Source organism: Shewanella sp. SW24, from assembly GCF_025653395.1.
GTDB classification, from domain to species: Bacteria; Pseudomonadota; Gammaproteobacteria; order Enterobacterales; family Shewanellaceae; genus Shewanella; species Shewanella oncorhynchi.
The window spans coordinates 1-16,057 of record NZ_JAKKSH010000014.1; the positions used below are offsets into that span (position 1 = coordinate 1).

Genomic DNA, 16,057 nt, shown 5'->3' on the forward strand with positions numbered 1-16,057 from the left:
AGAGCCGTTCGAGACTAGGACGTTGATAGGCATGGTGTGTAAGCGTTGTGAGGCGTTGAGCTAACATGTACTAATGACTCGAGAGGCTTAACCATACAACCCAGATGGGTTTTACTGAAAATGTTCCAGACATTTTCTAGCACTTCCTCCTTCCATGGAGGTCGTACGAAAAGCCTTAGACAGAATACAGATACTTGATAAAGTTAAAGACTCAACAGAAAATCAGCTTTCCGAATTATTATTAACGTGAGCCAGAGATGGACACGGTAATAAACAGAATTTGCTTGGTGACAATAGCCTTGTGGAACCACCTGATCCCATCCCGAACTCAGAAGTGAAACGCAAACGCGCCGATGGTAGTGTGGGGTCTCCCCATGTGAGAGTAGGTCATCGCCAAGCGCCTAATTTAAATAATCTTAATTGATTAGTATAGAATTGCTGATATGGCTCAGTCGGTAGAGCGCATCCTTGGTAAGGATGAGGTCCCCAGTTCGATTCTGGGTATCAGCACCATTACAATCTAGTGTTTAATCCTAGAATAAAGAATTTGCTTGGTGACAATAGCCTTGTGGAACCACCTGATCCCATCCCGAACTCAGAAGTGAAACGCAAACGCGCCAATGGTAGTGTGGGGTCTCCCCATGTGAGAGTAGGTCATCGCCAAGCGCCTAATTATCTCATTGAGATGTAACCAAGCCAGCTGAATAAGCTGGCTTTTTTGCTTTTGTAATCTGTAACATTATTTGCACTAATAGCAATGCTGCCTACTGTAAGTATTGCTATTAGCTTTGTTGGCTAGTCTTTTCTTCCCCTCAATACACAAGCTTTGCTTCCAGATTTTTCACTATTAATCGATAAAAAAAGCAGCCAGAAGGCTGCTTTGAGGTGGTACTTTCGCATTAGGTTGCTTAAGCTTCTTTAAGCCACTGGGCAGCACGTTTAGCAAAGTAAGTTAAAATACCGTCTGCGCCTGCGCGTTTAAAGCAGAGTAGGGACTCCATGACGATGGCCTTTTCGGCTAACCATCCATTCTGGATTGCTGCCATATGCATGGCGTATTCACCACTGACTTGATAGGCGAATGTTGGCACTGCAAGTTCAGTTTTAACGCGATGCACTATATCTAAATACGGCATACCTGGCTTAACCATCACCATATCGGCTCCTTCTTGGATATCGAGTGCGACTTCATGCAAAGCTTCGTCACTGTTCGCTGGATCCATTTGATAGCTATGCTTATTGCCACCTTTGAGGTTACCCGCTGAGCCTACGGCATCACGGAATGGACCGTAGTAGTTTGAAGAGTATTTTGCCGAGTAAGCCATGATTTGGGTGTTGACGTGCCCTGCCGCTTCTAATGCTTGGCGAATCGCGCCAATACGGCCATCCATCATGTCCGATGGTGCAATGATGTCAGCTCCAGCATCGGCGTGTGACAGTGCTTGCTTCACTAAAATCTCGGTGGTGATATCGTTAAGGATATAACCCGTTTCGTCTATGATGCCGTCTTGACCGTGAGTGGTGAAAGGATCTAGTGCCACGTCAGTCATGATGCCTAGCTGTGGAAAGGCTTTTTTGAGCTCGCGCACTGCACGTTGCACTAGGGCATCTGCGTTATAGGCTTCTGCTGCCATTAATGTTTTTTTCTCTGCAGGTGTCACAGGGAAAAGTGCGATTAATGGGATACCTAACTCAACCAGTTCTTCAGCTTCTTTCAGTAGCAAGTCTATCGAGTAGCGTTCAACACCGGGCATAGAGGCTATTTTTTCACTGCGATTAGTGCCTTCTAGAATAAACATTGGGTAAATCAAGTCATTGACCGTTAGATGATTTTCGGCCATGAGGCGACGGCTAAAATCATGTTTACGCATGCGGCGCATTCTACGCTGAGGGAAGGCACTGGTAATGATATTCACATTTGACTCCTAATTAGGTACTGGTCTTGCTTGATCCGACAAATACAAGCTGACTTGATTACGCCCACCGTTTTTTGCTTGGTAGAGGGCTTTATCTGCTTGTTCTAGTAATTTAGTACTGTGTTGATCGTGGGTCACTATATCGGCACTGACTCCGATACTGATAGTCAAAGGTATCGCTTCACCTTCCCATTCAAAATGAATAGAGGCAACAGCGTCTCTTATTGTTTCAGCAACTTGGAGTGCACCTTCTGCAGTTGTATTAGGAAGGATGATAGCAAATTCCTCCCCCCCAAAACGTGACACTAGATCCGTTGGCCGTTTTAAATGCTGCTGTAATGTTTGAGCTATTGTACGTAATGCTTGATCGCCTGCAAGATGACCGAATCTGTCGTTGATCAGCTTGAAGCGATCTATATCAAGCATTAACAGTGCTATGGGAGTTTCTTGCCTGCGACTGATCCGGCTTTCAGCGATTAAACGTTTATCAAAGGCACTGCGGTTTTTGACCCCAGTTAAACTGTCGATAGTGCTTTGTTCAGTGAGTTTTTGGTTTACTTCATGCAATTCTCTGAGGGTGATTTCCAGTTCTAAAGTCCGCTCTTGCACCATTTGTTCGAGTTTCTCATTGCTCTCGGCTTCCGCTTTTAGGGCTTCTTCCCGCGCACTACGAATTTTCTGTGCTTGTTTCAAGGCTTCTTGCTGGATACGTAGTTTAGCTTTGCGCTCATCGTTATAGCGGATGGCGAGCACCAGAGACATGAAGATAATTTCAAAAGTCAGCCCAAGCATCACAGGCGTTTGCGGTTTTAAATTGAGGTCAATCACGCTGAGATAAAGCAAGCTACTGATGCAGGCGCCTGTCAGCATACTCACCCAGCCAATAGTGTACATACGTGCCAGTTTATGGCCATTGATAGCCTGAGTAATGGCAAAGACCATGAGGACTAGGCTGAGTACTGCAACGGAAATGATCTCGATATAGAGCGCCGTTCCATATTGGATAAATGGTGTGGCGAGTCCAACACAGAGGATATACACAGCACTATAGCGACAAGTGAGTAACATACGGCGGTTTAAATATTTGAGCTGTAATATTTTTTCAGTAAACATTAACGCAAATGCCATAACGATTGGCAGTAAAAACGGCACCATAACTTGCTGCAATAGCGGCCAGTCTGGCCAGAGGAATCGGAAGGCAAAACCGTTAATCGTGGCAACGAGTAAGGTCATGCTAAGGACATAGCCAGAGTAATAGCTGTAGCTGAATGAGCCCGATGCTATGGCGATAAAAAGGCTAAAAATGCCAATTGCGGCAAGTACACCAAGTTGGAATCCATGCTCAACGGCGGTAGATTCGGCAATTTGAGCTAAGTCATTAGAAGACCATAGGTTTAATGGTACTGCAGCACTACCTTCAGTTTGAATATGCAGATAGAAAGTATGGGAGTCATCTGTGTTGATCTTGAAAGGATATAGGAAAATATTGCTCAAGAATGGTCGATCCTCATAGGGGAATATATCACCCATCAGCACAGTATTCATGAGTTTATTATTGACTAAATGGTAGATAGTTACCTTGTCTAACAAAGGGTTATCTAGCGCTAAAATGCGCGAAAGTGTTTCGTCAGGGCTGGTTAAGCTGAAACTGAGCCAAAAATCATGGCCGCTGAGTTTTTGAATGTCTTTATTGGTAAAGTTATGCCAATCAGTTTTTGGCAAAGCTTGTATTTCGGCCAGTTCTTTTGCTGGTGTAGGGTGGCTGACTATTAACCAAGGCGTAAGGTTTAAAGGCGTCGTGGTTGACTCGTCAATGCTCAATAGGGTTGCCAAGGCCTGTGTTGGGCATATCCATAGCCACATCAAGAATATGAGTGGCATGTTTTTGTTAAGCATGGATTCGATCCAAATTAAAAAACGCTAAGCTATTTTGGTAGCAACGTTTTGCAAACTCATCCGCATCCTCTCCGCGTAGGTTTGCAATATAATTTGCGATATAAGGAAGGTATTCGGGCTTGTTTTTGCTCGATTTAGGCTTAGGTCGCATACTACGGGGGAGTAGGTAAGGGCTATCTGTCTCGATTAAAATGCGATTCTGCGGAATAAAGGGGACGAGTTGCGCTAGTTCTTGGCCGCGTCTTTCATCACAGACCCAACCTGTTATGCCTAAGTGTAAATCGAGGTCAATATAGGCTTCCATCTGTGCGTGAGTGCCTGTGAAACAATGTAAAAGCGCACCATTAAGCTGAGGTCGATATTCACGCAGGATTGCGATAAAGTCTTCGTGGGCATCGCGCTCGTGCATCAGTACGGGCATTTGAAGTTCAACGGCTAAGGCGAGTTGGGCAATAAAAGCTTGGCGCTGGATAGGTCTCGGGGAGAAATCACGATTGTAGTCTAAACCACATTCGCCAACGGCAACCACTTGCGGTGCGTGACAGAGTTCAGCTTGTCGAGCGTTTGAGCCATCATGCCAACCACTGGCATGGTGGGGATGCACACCAGCAGTGCAATAAAGTTGGTTAGGATATTGCTCGCATACAGCAATAGCTGCCGCACTTTCAGTTAAATCGCTGCCAATAACAATTAACGGCGAAACCCCTTGGTCCGCCGCCGCTTGTATTATCGATACAGTATCTTGTTCGAGTGCGCTGCCAAGTAAATTGACAGCGATATCTATGTATGAGGGCATTATTTTAGGCGTTTTACCCGAACCTTGGCATTGCGATCATCGGTACCCATTAAAAAAGAACCTAAAGCTGCTTTTTCAATATAGACAGTTTCACCTTGCTTAACACTGTACTTACGGCCATCAGTTTGTTTCCATACTTGACCGTTAGTGAAAGTCACTTTAATAGCTCCGTAAGCATCTTCAGCTATAGATTGAATCTCTAAATAAATCTTATCGACAGTATTTTCTTGAGCACGCTTGGCTTCCATCCCAAAGTCATCGGCAATTTTTGCCGCTGGTGCTTGGGGGGCGGTTGCCACTATCGCAGCTGCAGTCGTAGGGGCTGCAACTGTTGCTACTGTAGCCGGTATCGCTTGAGTGTTAATGGTGTCAGGTGTCATGCCTTTTACGCTTTCTGCTAGCTTGTCATAGCAAATCAAGCGGTCGAGTTTATCGGCGGTTGCTGCACATTGGGTTAACTGCTGTTCAATGCTGGCATTTGCTTGGACAGATACAAGCATGATCGCTGCCGTGATAAGAGTTAAGCGCATGAGAATGTTCCTTATTATATTATTCCCCTAACGCCTTCGAGGACGTTAGTCGTTTGTTTGTTCAGTATCTTCGTCTGACTCGTCATCTGGTTTGCTGTAGAAACGAGCCGCTAATAAACCGCCTTCGAACAATAACAGCATTGGTACAGCAAGCATAGTCTGGGAAATCACATCCGGTGGGGTTAATAGCATGCCGACGACAAAGGCGCCCACTATGATGTAAGGACGTTTTTGCTTGAGATCTTCAGGTGTAGTGACACCTGACCAACAGAGTAAAACAACGGCAATGGGGATTTCAAAGGATAGACCAAAAGCAAAGAACAGCTTCAGAATAAAGTTAAGGTAACTGGTAATGTCTGTCGCTACTTGAACTCCCTCTGGCGCATTGTTAGCAAAAAAACCAAAAACAACAGGGAATACAAGATAATAAGCAAATGCAATGCCAAGATAAAACAATAAGGTACTGCTGAATAGCAGTGGCATCACTAAGCGTTTTTCATGTTTATATAAACCCGGTGCCACGAAGGACCAAATTTGAAATAACACGTAGGGCACTGCCACAAAAAATGATAAAACGAGGGTTAGCTTGAAAGGTGCAAAAAATGGTGCAGCGACATCCGTCGCAATCATGCTGCCACCAAGAGGTAAAGACTGCATTAAAGGTATTGCCATGTAGTGATAGATATCATTTGCCCAGTACACACTACAAATGAACACTAATAACACACTGGCAATGGATTTTAGCAGCTTGGACCTAAGTTCAAGCAAATGGCTGATAAGTGGCTGCTGTTGCGACATGAATTATCCGTTGGCTTTCGGGTTAGAACTGGTATCCACGCCCTGAGATGGCTCACTTGAAGTAGCGGGAGAGGCCGATGTTGGACTCGCCTCTACAGTGGCTGTTGGATTAGTTTGGCTAGCTTGAACTGGATTCACTTGAGCTGGTGTGTGAATTTGATTCTCAGGCGCAGGGGTGTCTTTTGACGGATCCTGAACCTGATAAGGGCGGTTCACTGACTGTGCCGCTTGCTTTAGTTGCTCAATAGACTCTTTGAGTTCAGGTGAGAGGTTAGATAAACCTTTGCTCTCGGCTTTTTTAAGATCGGCATGCAACTGCTCGATCTTCAGCTCCTGCTCAAGTTCTTCTTTTACCGAGTTCGCCATGCGTTTCATCGCACGGATCCAACTCGTTACCGAACGCACCGCAACCGGTAGACGTTCGGGGCCAAGAACCACTAGCCCCAAAACACCGATCAGCAGCAGCTCCATAAAGCCGATACCGTCAAACATAAAGAGTTACGCCTGTTCTTTGTTAGACTCAGGTTTCTTTTCAGTCGCCTGTTGAGTTGTTTGCGCTGTTTTAGCCGCTTCGGTGTCTTCTAATGCCTTCTTGTCTTCTTCTGAAGACATGGCGTTTTTGAAGCCTTTAACCGCACCACCTAAATCACCACCCAAAGAGCGTAATTTCTTAGTTCCAAACAACAAGACAACGATTAACGCAACGATAAGCAGTTGCCAAATACTAATACCACCCATGAAGGTATCCTCTTAATTGATATCGGTTCTATTATGAACCTCTGATTAATTAGTGCTAGCTAAAATTTGCGATTCTTTGGCCTAGATCGCCATCCTACAAACCACAATATCATGCCTGAAATTAGACAAACATAAGGGGTCCATAGTGTAGCGTCTCTATTAATCAATAACGTGCCACAGATCAATAAAACGGCAGAAGTGATAAGCAAGTAGTTACTCTTGTGTGCCTGCTGCTGATATTTCAAATACTTATCTAGCATTTGTTGCTGAGAACTCAGCAATTTCCTGCCTAACTTAAGATTATCGTAAATTAGTTCAGGGAATTCAGGTAGTTTATCAGCCCAATATGGCAGTTTTGTGGATACCTTTTTAAACATAGCTTTAGGACCGACTTGGTCGGCCATCCACTGCTCTAAAAAGGGTTTGGCGGTTTGCCATAAATCCAACTGCGGATATAGCTGACGGCCTAAGCCTTCGATGTAGAGTAAGGTTTTTTCCAACAATACCAATTGCGGTTGCACCACGATATCGAAGTGGCGCGCAGTGCGGAATAATTCCAGCAACACATGACCAAAGGAGATCTCGTCGAGCGGCTTGTTGAACATAGGTTCACACACCACTTTGATGGCCTGTTCGAAAGCTTGTAGATCGGTTTTTTCCGATACCCAGCCAGACTCAATATAGAGCTGGGCGATTCTGTGATAATCGCGATTAAAGAAGGCGAGGAAATTTTCGGCGAGATAGCGCTTATCGACTTCGCTGAGTGTGCCCATGATGCCGCAGTCGAGCCCAATGTAGTATGGGTTCTCAGGATGATCGCGGGAAATAAAGATATTGCCCGGATGCATGTCGGCGTGGAAAAAGTTATCGCGGAATACTTGGGTAAAAAATAGTTCAACACCCCGCTCGGCCAATAACTTAAAGTTGGTACCTTGCGCTTTAAGGGCGGCAATATCCGAGACAGAAATACCGTAAATACGTTCCATCACCATCAGGCGTGGATAGCAAAACTCTTCATACACATAAGGCACATAGAGCGCATCTGAGTTGAGGAAGTTGTTGCGTAGCTTGACTGCGTTTAAGGCTTCGAGCTTAAGGTTTAACTCGCCTAAAATGGTCACGCGGTAATCTTCGATCACTTCAGCAGGGCGCAGGCGGTTACCTTCACCGAGGAGGTATTCAATCAGTTTGGCCGTTTGCGACATCAACTGCAGATCGGCTTGAATCTTGGCTTCTACATTCGGGCGTAGCACCTTAAGTACGACGTCTTTGCCGTTAGATTTGAGGGTCGCGGTATGCACCTGAGAAATAGAGGCTGAGGCCAGTGGCGTTTCATTAAAGTCATCGAATAGCGATTCAATCGGCGCTTTTAGCTCAGCTTCAATCGCTTGGCGGGCAAGTGCACCATCAAAGGGCGGCACCTTGTCCTGTAGCATGGCCAATTCACTGGCCCATTCATCGCTGAGTAAATCGCGGCGGGTTGAGAGCATTTGCCCAAGCTTGATATAAACGGGGCCGAGTTCCTGCATCGCCAGTTTTAAGCGTTCGCCACCGGGCTTATTTTTATGCTTATTGCGGATCCAGAATAGGCTGTTACGGGCGAGCTTAAAGTACCAAGGTGTCATCTTTGGCGGCAATACGTCATCTAACCCGTACTGAAGTAAGGTCTTGATGACGTGGTAACCGCGGCGGATACTGGCAAAGGTCATGGCTTAATTTGGTCTCTTAATTGTGCAATCCGTTGTTCAATGGCGCGAGTGTCGGCAACTAAATCATCCATTTGATCGCGAAAGTGCATTAACTCAATTGGGTGCGGTGCGAGGCGATACTCTTCAACTGCGAGTTGCCCTAAGTGGGAGCGGGTTTTACGCAACACTTCGAGTGCAAAGTCTTTTGCCTGATGGCTAGAACAGATGAGTTTGTGAGTGGGACCATCACCTAAATAACGGGATATTGGCTCGGCAAAGTCAAACTCTATACCGCGTAGATATTGGCTAAAGCTTTGTAATAAATTGAGATCGCCCTCAAGCTTGAGTTTATCTTGCTTGATTAGTTCAGTTAGGTTTGCGCCTTCGGACACGCGGTAAAGCGTCGTCGCATCGGCATGTAGACTGACATCAACATCGCCTTCATAGCGGCTCAGTACTTGGATCTCTTTGGTAAACACTAAATAGAATGGCCAGCTGAGCTGCGATAATTGGATACGAAACACTTTGCCATGCAACTGGCGCTGGCGTGAATAATCGTCGCCCACTTGGGCCTGAAGTTTTTTCAGACCCGTTTCAATTGCGGCGCAGGCAAGCAGCACAACTTCTTGCGGCATCATTAGAATTTATAACCACGGTGCAATGCGACAATGCCGTCGGTCATGTTGGTGTAGTCGACTTGCTCGAAGCCTGCATCTACCATCATTTGCTTTAATGTGTCTTGATCTGGATGCATACGAATCGATTCAGCCAGATACTCGTAGCTGTCGGCATCTTTAGTGATGAGTTCACCCATCTTAGGTAAGACTTTGAAGCTATATAAATCATACACTTTGCGCATGATTTCATGCTGAGGCTTAGAAAACTCTAGCACTAATAACTTGCCACCAGGCTTAAGCACGCGGTTCATCGAACGCAGCGCCGCATCTTTATCGGTCACGTTACGCAGACCAAAGGCGATGGTAATAATGTCGAAGTGGTTATCGGGAAACGGCAGTGCTTCGGCGTTGGCTTGCACATAACTGACATTGTTGACTATGCCCTTGTCGCGCAACTTAGTGCGCCCGACTTTTAACATGGAATCGTTAATGTCAGCTAAAACCACTTCACCTTTATCGCCCACTAAGTGAGAGAATTTTGCGGTTAAGTCACCTGTACCGCCGGCCAAATCGAGCACTTTCATGCCAGGGCGGGCGCCAGAGACTTCAATGGTGTAACGTTTCCAAAAACGGTGAATGCCGAAGGACATCACATCGTTCATTATGTCGTACTTAGCGGCAACAGAATGAAACACGCCGGCAACGAGTTCAGCCTTTTTATCGGCCTCTACAGTTTTGTAACCAAAGTGGGTACTTTTAGATTCGCCCTCAGACATCAATGTGTTCCTATTGTTTTGCAATGTATTAGTTGCGAGTGTAAGCCATCGCCTGCATTTGCTGAATCTTTGATCTATCACTCTGTGATCGAGCTAGTAAACTAACTGCAATGCCTTAGCTTGAGGCACTCCTGAACAGTCGTAGGATTAAGTGCTTAGCGACCACGTAAAATGGACAGGCATTAGACCACAATATCAGGATTTGGTGAATAGCTTAGCGCCCAGTTGGGGGCAACTGGTTATATTCATTGTGCCAAAAATTGCATGCGAGCCTGCACATAAGCGTAGATAAGCTCGCTTAGGCTTTGGCCTACATCCCTGAATCCGGCTTCAATTCCCGCTTCGTGGCAACTTGGTGCAGCCTCGGCTAAATGCAAATAAGCGCATGGGCAGTGGCGGGCGATATAGCTGACATAATGCGCCGCATCGAGCAATGGCACACCTGCAGCGGTTGAAGCGCTACTGGGCATTTTAGCGATAGCATCTACGTCAAGTTCTAATCCTACGGGTAAACCTGTGTCATTTAGTTTGGCGGCGATTTCAAGTAAAGCTTGGCCAAGGCTGATTTCACGGCGAACCCAAATTTGTTGCAAGCTATGCCAAGAGCCCCCAAATTCGCTGAGTTGGCTTAGGTTGGCTTCGCTGTTTTTTAACTCGTGTAAACCCAGTACATGATAGCAACCTAAGGCGCCGCGATCGGCAGCGTAACTAAAACCATTGCCGCTGTGACGACCTTCGAGCAGACGAAAATCCGAATGAGGGTCAAGATTCACCGCGGCGACTTGGCGTTGGTAGTGGCCGTAGGTTGCCATCAACAAACCATAGGCATTGTTGTGGCCGCCGCCGATGAGTATGGGTTCTAAACCCGCTTTTAAAATCGCACTGACGATGCGGATCACGCGCTCATCGAGTTGCTCCACCGCATCACGTAATTCATCTAAGGTGACGTCACTGTTAGCTGTTGTATTGCTCGTAGTTTGTTGCTGCAGATCGGCGGTGTTCACTTGGCCTAACACTAGGCATTCGGCGCCAGAAAGAAAACGATTCGATTGTAAATTGAGCCATTGGCGCATACTGGTTGTGAACGCATCGGTTGCACCGCCGCGGCCTAAATTGGCACGTGGGCCTATATCTTCACCAACGCCGATAATGGCAAAGCTTGCCCCGTGGGCTTTTGCAGTGGCGAGTATTGCCTCTAACGTGTGTTCGTGATTGGCCAGATGGACGCATTGGCCTAGCTTAGTTTCGCCAGTTCTTGGGCTGACGAGTGAGGCGATATCGGTATGGGTAAAAGGAATAAATTCAGGCATAGATTGATATTCTTATTCGGCCAGAGTCGAGCTATTGTGGCCAGAGTAGGGCGAGGATTCAATGGGGAAACGCTGAAAATAGTGAATAAAAAAGCCAGCTTAGCTGGCTTTCTTGAGTAAACAGTGAGATTACTCAATGTCGAGTGGTTCAGGTGATAAAATTACACCTGTGTTATCAGCATAAATGTGATCACCGGGTAAGAAAGTCACACCGCCAAAATTGACTGGAATTTCCACTTCGCCCACTGAATTGCCATCAGCACCCACTGGAATAGAGGCAAGGGCTTGAATACCAATGTCTAACTCTTCCAATGCATCCACATCGCGTACAGAACCGTAAACGATAATGCCTTCCCAGTTGTTGCTGACCGCAAGTTCAGCGATAGCACCATCGATCAGCGCACGGCGTAATGAGCCACCGCCATCAATGAGTAAGACTTTACCTTGGCCATCCTCTTGTAGGACTTCGGTAATTAGGCCGTTGTCTTCAAAGCATTTGATGGTGCTAATAGAACCGCCAAAAGAGCTACAACCACCGTAGTTACTGAACATGGGCTCGACTACATCTACGACATCTAAGTACATGTCACATAGTTCTGAGGTGTTGTATTCCATATTTACACTCCTATTGATCCGCGTTGCGTACAGTTTAGCGAGTTTACGCCAGTATAAAAGGGATTATTGAAAAGAAAAGTGTTATCAATCACGGTATTGTTGCCACTTGGCTGTTAACACATCTGTAGTAAATTTTCGTCACACTATAGAATTTATTCGGTAAAACTTGATATCGGTCATTAAATAACGGTTTTTTATTACAACTCTGTTGCGCGCTTTGGTATTATATCCCAAGTTTAAATTAACTTACTTAACTTAATTTGCTTTAGGGGCATGGACCCCCCGTTACGCTTATGGACGGTAGAGGGCCTTCGAGAGGTGCCTATGGAAGCTGTAAATACGATTGAAATTATTGGTTATTTTGCCTCTATAATGGTGGCGATCTCTCTAATGATGAAGAATATCATTTGGTTGCGATGGTTGAATTTTGTAGGATGCACTCTGTTTGTGGTTTATGGGGTGTTTATTTCTGCTTGGCCTGTGGCCGGCATGAATGCGTTTGTTGCTTGTATTAATATTTACCATTTGACAAAAATTTACCGTGCTAAGGCAAATACTCCCGCCGCAGCCTAAGTTTTATTGGATTGTGTTGCTCTTGAGATTAACGTTTAGAGCAACACAATATCCTGTCTCAGTCCTATCGCTATTCCTAAATAAATCCCTTAGCCCCAGCATAACGTCCCTAGAATCCTTCTAGATCAAAACCTCAGCCATGCTTCTTGTCATAAAACCTTCGAGCAGATGTCACTTAGCCGTCACAGGTCTTTCTTAGTCTCAAGCTATCTAATAGTGCTTTAGCTAATGTGATTTAGGTTTGACTATTAGCAAACAGTAAATTAGCCGTGAGCAGTCAATAACGAATTCAATCGTGAATAGAGCCTTGGTGAGTCGGTTGGTTGCAGACTAAGCACTCTAAGCGTCGTCGAGAGAATGCACAGATTAACATCGCAGTAAAACTCGCTGGTATGCCAGCAAGGAGCCTGTTTTATGTTGAGTTACGTTGCAGACTTAGATAAGCGAATGTTTTGCTATATCGTGAGCTTCACCCAGCACCATGGTTTATATGCCCATGCAAAGCGGGTGTCAGCGAGTGGCGATGGGCATGTGTATTTATATTTGTCCGTGGGTTTGATGCTGACGCACGCTCAAGGACAGGCTCTATTTAATTTGATGTTAGCGAGTTTTTTGGTTGAGTTACCTCTGTATTTACTATTGAAAAATAGTATTCGTCGCACACGGCCATGCCATGCATTAGTGGGATTTGAGAGTGGTTTTGAACCATCGGATCGCTTCAGCTTACCGTCTGGTCATACAGCTGCGGCTTTTGTGATGGCAACGAGCGTGGCGCAAATCTATCCAGCGGCGGCTCCTGTGGCGTATTTATGGGCTTTTAGCATAGGGGGCTCACGTATTGCACTTGGCGTGCATTATCCCTTAGATATTCTGGCGGGAGCCTCATTGGGGATTGGGTCGGTATTGCTGGTTCATCCAGTGATTTAATTCAAATATGCGCCTGTTAATCATTTCATTAGTGGGAATTCTCCTTCACTCATCAGTTTAAGGATACATAATGCGAATACTCTACGGAGTTCAAGGCACAGGGAATGGCCACTTAAGTCGTGCACGCGTCATGGCTAAAGCATTGATGAAACAAGATATTGAAGTTGACTTTCTATTTTCGGGGCGCAAGCCTGATCAGTTTTTCGATATGGAGTGCTTTGGTGATTATCGCGTTCAAGCGGGAATGACGTTTGCGACGCACTTCGGGCGCGTGAATGTGCCACAAACTGTCCGGCAAAATTTGTCCTTGTCGTTATTTAAAGATATTAAAGCCTTAGATCTCAGTTGCTACGATTTAGTACTCAACGACTTTGAACCTGTGTCGGCTTGGGCTGCGCGGCGCCAAGGCGTGCCATCCATTGGGATTAGCCATCAGGCGGCGTTAACTCATCCGGTGCCAAAACTCGGTAGCACTTGGTTTAATGAGATGCTGCTCAATTATTTTGCTCCAGTGGATGTGGCGCTGGGGTGTCATTGGCATCATTTTGGCTTCCCTATTTTGCCGCCTTTTGTCGAAGTGGATGCCAGCCCATTCGAACACACGCATCAGATTTTAGTTTATTTGCCTTTTGAAGATGCGGATATGATTGCTCACTTTCTGTCTCACTTTAGTGATTATCAGTTTTTGGTATATCACAGCCAACAACCTAAAGGCCAAGTTGCTGAGCACATTAAATGGCACGGTTTTAATCGTGAGGGGTTTAAGCAACATCTTGCCAGCTGCGGTGGTGTGATAGGCAATGCGGGCTTTGAGCTTGCCAGCGAGGCATTAACCTTAGGTAAAAAACTCTTAGTCAAACCACTGATTGGCCAGTTTGAGCAGTTATCGAATGTGGCGGCGTTACAACTTTTAGCGGCTGCAGATAGCATGATGAGTCTCGATGTGAACATAGTTAAGCGCTGGCTTAAAACGGCATCGCCTAATCCAATTGCATATCCAAAGGTGGGGGATACGCTGGTTAAATGGATTAACGGTGGCGACTGGCACAATAGTCAGCCGCTGTGCCAAGAGTTATGGAGCCAAGTCACGCTTCCCGATACTTGGCGTTAAACAGCATTGCTGTTTAGATGAAAAGCAACTTAGGCACTAGCTGGGTTAATGGCGTTAGCGTATAATTTCGTCAATTTTGCTGTTAGTCCCTTTCAGCACGTCTATTTTGGCCTAGCCTGGCCGTTAATTATGTTGTTATAAATGAGCCTGAAAAAGTTTACTCAGTACAAGTTACTGTTTTTAATGTTGTTATTACTTTGTGTCCTACTTCCTTTTATTCCAGATCAGGCTTACCACATCCCCGGCCCTGATATCGCTAAGCAAAATTTTCATGTGATTGAGTTTAATGATAAAGGTCAGCCCCACGACGAAAGGCAATGGCAAGGTTTAGAGACGCGAATTTTACATCCAGAGCCTGCACAGATCCCTGAATTATTGATTTTTGTCCATGGCTGGCATCATAGCGCTGAGCCTAAGGATGAAAACTTTATTGCTTTTGAGCAGTTTTATCAGCAAATGGCCGCGTCCGATACCCAGCGCAACTTGTTGGGTTTGTATATTGGCTGGCGGGGCGATAAATACGATCCTTTTTGGATCGATGGCTCAGATGATGCAAAAAGTTGGATTGAACCCTTAGATTTTCCCACTATTTTACAGCGTAAACAGGTTGCTAAACGTATCGGGCAGTTAGGTCTATCACAGTTGCTGGATAAGCTTGATAGCTTAGTAACACAGCATAAACTGCTGCGGTACACTGTGATTGGCCATAGTCTTGGCGGTGCTGTTGTTTTGCATGCGAGTAAAGATCGCATCAAAGCCGCCATTGATAATCAGCAGGATAATCCTAATTTATTCTTACTGTTAAATCCCGCCGTACCTGCTAAAGAGTATCAGCCATTAGATACGTTGGTGAGCTTAGATAGACAAAAACCGAGTATGGTGGTGTTGCAATCGAAGGGGGATTTTGCAGTGAAAGAAGCCTTCAATTACATCAAGGACGGCGAGCGCGCTGTCGGGAACTCTTGGGCGATTACCCACGATATTGACAAATGCTCTGGTGGCAATTGCACCACGCCAATGAAGATGCCCTCGGCCTTGATGGCGCACGATCAAATCCCTGGCTGTATGATGACGCTGCCTCAATCAGGCTGGAAAATTCGTGCTCGCCTGCAGGCTCGTCGTACCGTGCAAACCTGCCCCGATGCCAATATGCAAGCCGTATGGGTACTGGCCGTGTCGGACGAAATAGTCTCTGGGCACAATGGCATTCTCACTCCAGAGCATGGTAAAGCCTTGTCTGAGGTGATGCGTATGATTGATTTATATCGAAATCAATTACCTAAACATGCGGTGGAAAGCCCTGCAAACCAAGATCTCGGCACCTTAGCGCCAGAGTCAGAAGCTGCAACATCTACCGAAGGTGAAACGCCTGTGCCACAAGAGCCAGTGATTATTGTCGAGCCTTTACCTGAAGAGCAAAGCTCACCGACACCTAAGGTTAATGCACCATTGCAGGAGCCAAACGTATCACAGGAACAAGATAAGCCTGCTGCGACTGAGGTGCCACCCGCACCAATTAAAGCGCCGGAATCAAATCCAAATGACGGCGCAGAGTCTCAGCCTAAGATTGAAACTGAAGGCATAAAGTGATCGGTATCGCTGAGAAGCATGTCGAATTTAGCTAGTGATGTTACTTGCTATGCAGAGCCCTCAGGGCATTTTCTTGAAACCAAAATTGGCCGAGCTTAGAAAGCAATAGGCATATATATCTAGTGTTGTATATCATTGAAAATAGATAATAAGCTGGTGAATAAACTTTATGAGTC

At 45.7% G+C, this 16,057-nt stretch carries 16 protein-coding genes, 1 tRNA gene and 3 rRNA genes; 8 read left to right on the forward strand and 12 right to left on the reverse strand.

Annotated elements, in window-relative coordinates:
- The 4 genes from L5M17_RS12805 to rrf (L5M17_RS12820) all read left to right on the forward strand — a co-directional run.
- Positions 1-95, forward strand: a 23S ribosomal RNA gene (locus L5M17_RS12805); the annotation flags it as partial.
- A 188-nt stretch (positions 96-283) separates the two neighbouring features.
- Positions 284-399, forward strand: a 5S ribosomal RNA gene (rrf, locus tag L5M17_RS12810).
- A gap of 38 nt (positions 400-437) precedes the next feature.
- Positions 438-513, forward strand: a tRNA-Thr gene (locus L5M17_RS12815).
- Between the two features lie 37 nt (positions 514-550).
- A 5S ribosomal RNA gene (gene rrf, locus L5M17_RS12820) occupies positions 551-666 on the forward strand.
- A gap of 242 nt (positions 667-908) precedes the next feature.
- Here rrf (L5M17_RS12820) and hemB read toward each other — a convergent pair.
- The 12 genes from hemB to rraA form a co-directional block, all read right to left on the reverse strand.
- Positions 909-1,916 (reverse strand): porphobilinogen synthase, encoded by a 1,008-nt coding sequence (gene hemB, locus L5M17_RS12825; RefSeq protein ID WP_263147917.1) that lies wholly within the window; start codon positions 1,914-1,916, stop codon positions 909-911.
- Positions 1,917-1,925: 9 nt separating this feature from the next.
- Positions 1,926-3,812 carry a diguanylate cyclase gene (locus tag L5M17_RS12830; RefSeq protein ID WP_263147919.1) on the reverse strand — a complete coding sequence of 629 codons (1,887 nt, stop codon included), beginning with the start codon at positions 3,810-3,812 and terminating at the stop codon, positions 1,926-1,928.
- Positions 3,805-4,608, reverse strand: coding sequence for a TatD family hydrolase (locus tag L5M17_RS12835; RefSeq protein WP_263142611.1), 804 nt, complete (start codon positions 4,606-4,608; stop codon positions 3,805-3,807). Before L5M17_RS12835 ends, L5M17_RS12830 begins: the two co-directional genes overlap by 8 nt.
- Entirely contained in the window at positions 4,608-5,138 is a 531-nt protein-coding gene (locus L5M17_RS12840) for a hypothetical protein (protein WP_263147922.1), read from the reverse strand. Before L5M17_RS12840 ends, L5M17_RS12835 begins: the two co-directional genes overlap by 1 nt.
- Positions 5,139-5,183: 45 nt before the next feature.
- The gene (gene tatC, locus L5M17_RS12845) at positions 5,184-5,936 is read right to left on the reverse strand and encodes a twin-arginine translocase subunit TatC (protein ID WP_113940134.1); all 753 of its coding nucleotides are present in this window, start codon (positions 5,934-5,936) and stop codon (positions 5,184-5,186) included.
- Between the two features lie 3 nt (positions 5,937-5,939).
- Positions 5,940-6,428: a Sec-independent protein translocase protein TatB gene (gene tatB, locus L5M17_RS12850; protein ID WP_263147924.1), complete on the reverse strand. Its 489-nt coding sequence runs from the start codon at positions 6,426-6,428 to the stop codon at positions 5,940-5,942.
- A gap of 6 nt (positions 6,429-6,434) precedes the next feature.
- Positions 6,435-6,674, reverse strand: coding sequence for a Sec-independent protein translocase subunit TatA (tatA, locus tag L5M17_RS12855; RefSeq protein WP_006083329.1), 240 nt, complete (start codon positions 6,672-6,674; stop codon positions 6,435-6,437).
- 59 nt (positions 6,675-6,733) lie between these two features.
- A complete protein-coding gene (gene ubiB, locus L5M17_RS12860; RefSeq protein ID WP_131523492.1) occupies positions 6,734-8,383 on the reverse strand; it encodes a ubiquinone biosynthesis regulatory protein kinase UbiB in 1,650 nt (549 codons plus the stop codon).
- Positions 8,380-9,000 (reverse strand): SCP2 domain-containing protein, encoded by a 621-nt coding sequence (locus L5M17_RS12865; protein WP_263147928.1) that lies wholly within the window; start codon positions 8,998-9,000, stop codon positions 8,380-8,382. The genes ubiB and L5M17_RS12865 overlap by 4 nt, the downstream gene beginning before the upstream one ends.
- Positions 9,000-9,755 carry a bifunctional demethylmenaquinone methyltransferase/2-methoxy-6-polyprenyl-1,4-benzoquinol methylase UbiE gene (gene ubiE, locus L5M17_RS12870; protein WP_006083326.1) on the reverse strand — a complete coding sequence of 252 codons (756 nt, stop codon included), beginning with the start codon at positions 9,753-9,755 and terminating at the stop codon, positions 9,000-9,002. Before ubiE ends, L5M17_RS12865 begins: the two co-directional genes overlap by 1 nt.
- 245 nt (positions 9,756-10,000) lie before the next feature.
- Positions 10,001-11,065, reverse strand: coding sequence for a formimidoylglutamase (locus L5M17_RS12875; protein WP_263147931.1), 1,065 nt, complete (start codon positions 11,063-11,065; stop codon positions 10,001-10,003).
- Between the two features lie 129 nt (positions 11,066-11,194).
- Complete coding sequence (gene rraA / locus L5M17_RS12880; protein WP_105251214.1) at positions 11,195-11,680, reverse strand: ribonuclease E activity regulator RraA; 486 nt, start codon at positions 11,678-11,680, stop codon at positions 11,195-11,197.
- 324 nt (positions 11,681-12,004) lie between these two features.
- On the opposite strand from rraA, the gene L5M17_RS12885 reads away from it, so the two are divergent.
- From L5M17_RS12885 to L5M17_RS12900, 4 genes are all read left to right on the forward strand, one after another.
- Positions 12,005-12,253: a YgjV family protein gene (locus L5M17_RS12885; protein ID WP_113940145.1), complete on the forward strand. Its 249-nt coding sequence runs from the start codon at positions 12,005-12,007 to the stop codon at positions 12,251-12,253.
- A 414-nt stretch (positions 12,254-12,667) separates the two neighbouring features.
- Positions 12,668-13,180, forward strand: a complete 513-nt coding sequence (locus tag L5M17_RS12890) for a phosphatase PAP2 family protein (RefSeq protein ID WP_263147934.1) — start codon at positions 12,668-12,670, stop codon at positions 13,178-13,180.
- Between the two features lie 70 nt (positions 13,181-13,250).
- Positions 13,251-14,291 (forward strand): MJ1255/VC2487 family glycosyltransferase, encoded by a 1,041-nt coding sequence (locus tag L5M17_RS12895; protein WP_263147937.1) that lies wholly within the window; start codon positions 13,251-13,253, stop codon positions 14,289-14,291.
- A gap of 141 nt (positions 14,292-14,432) precedes the next feature.
- Positions 14,433-15,881 (forward strand): thioesterase, encoded by a 1,449-nt coding sequence (locus tag L5M17_RS12900; RefSeq protein ID WP_263147939.1) that lies wholly within the window; start codon positions 14,433-14,435, stop codon positions 15,879-15,881.
- The last annotated feature ends 176 nt before the right edge of the window (positions 15,882-16,057 follow it).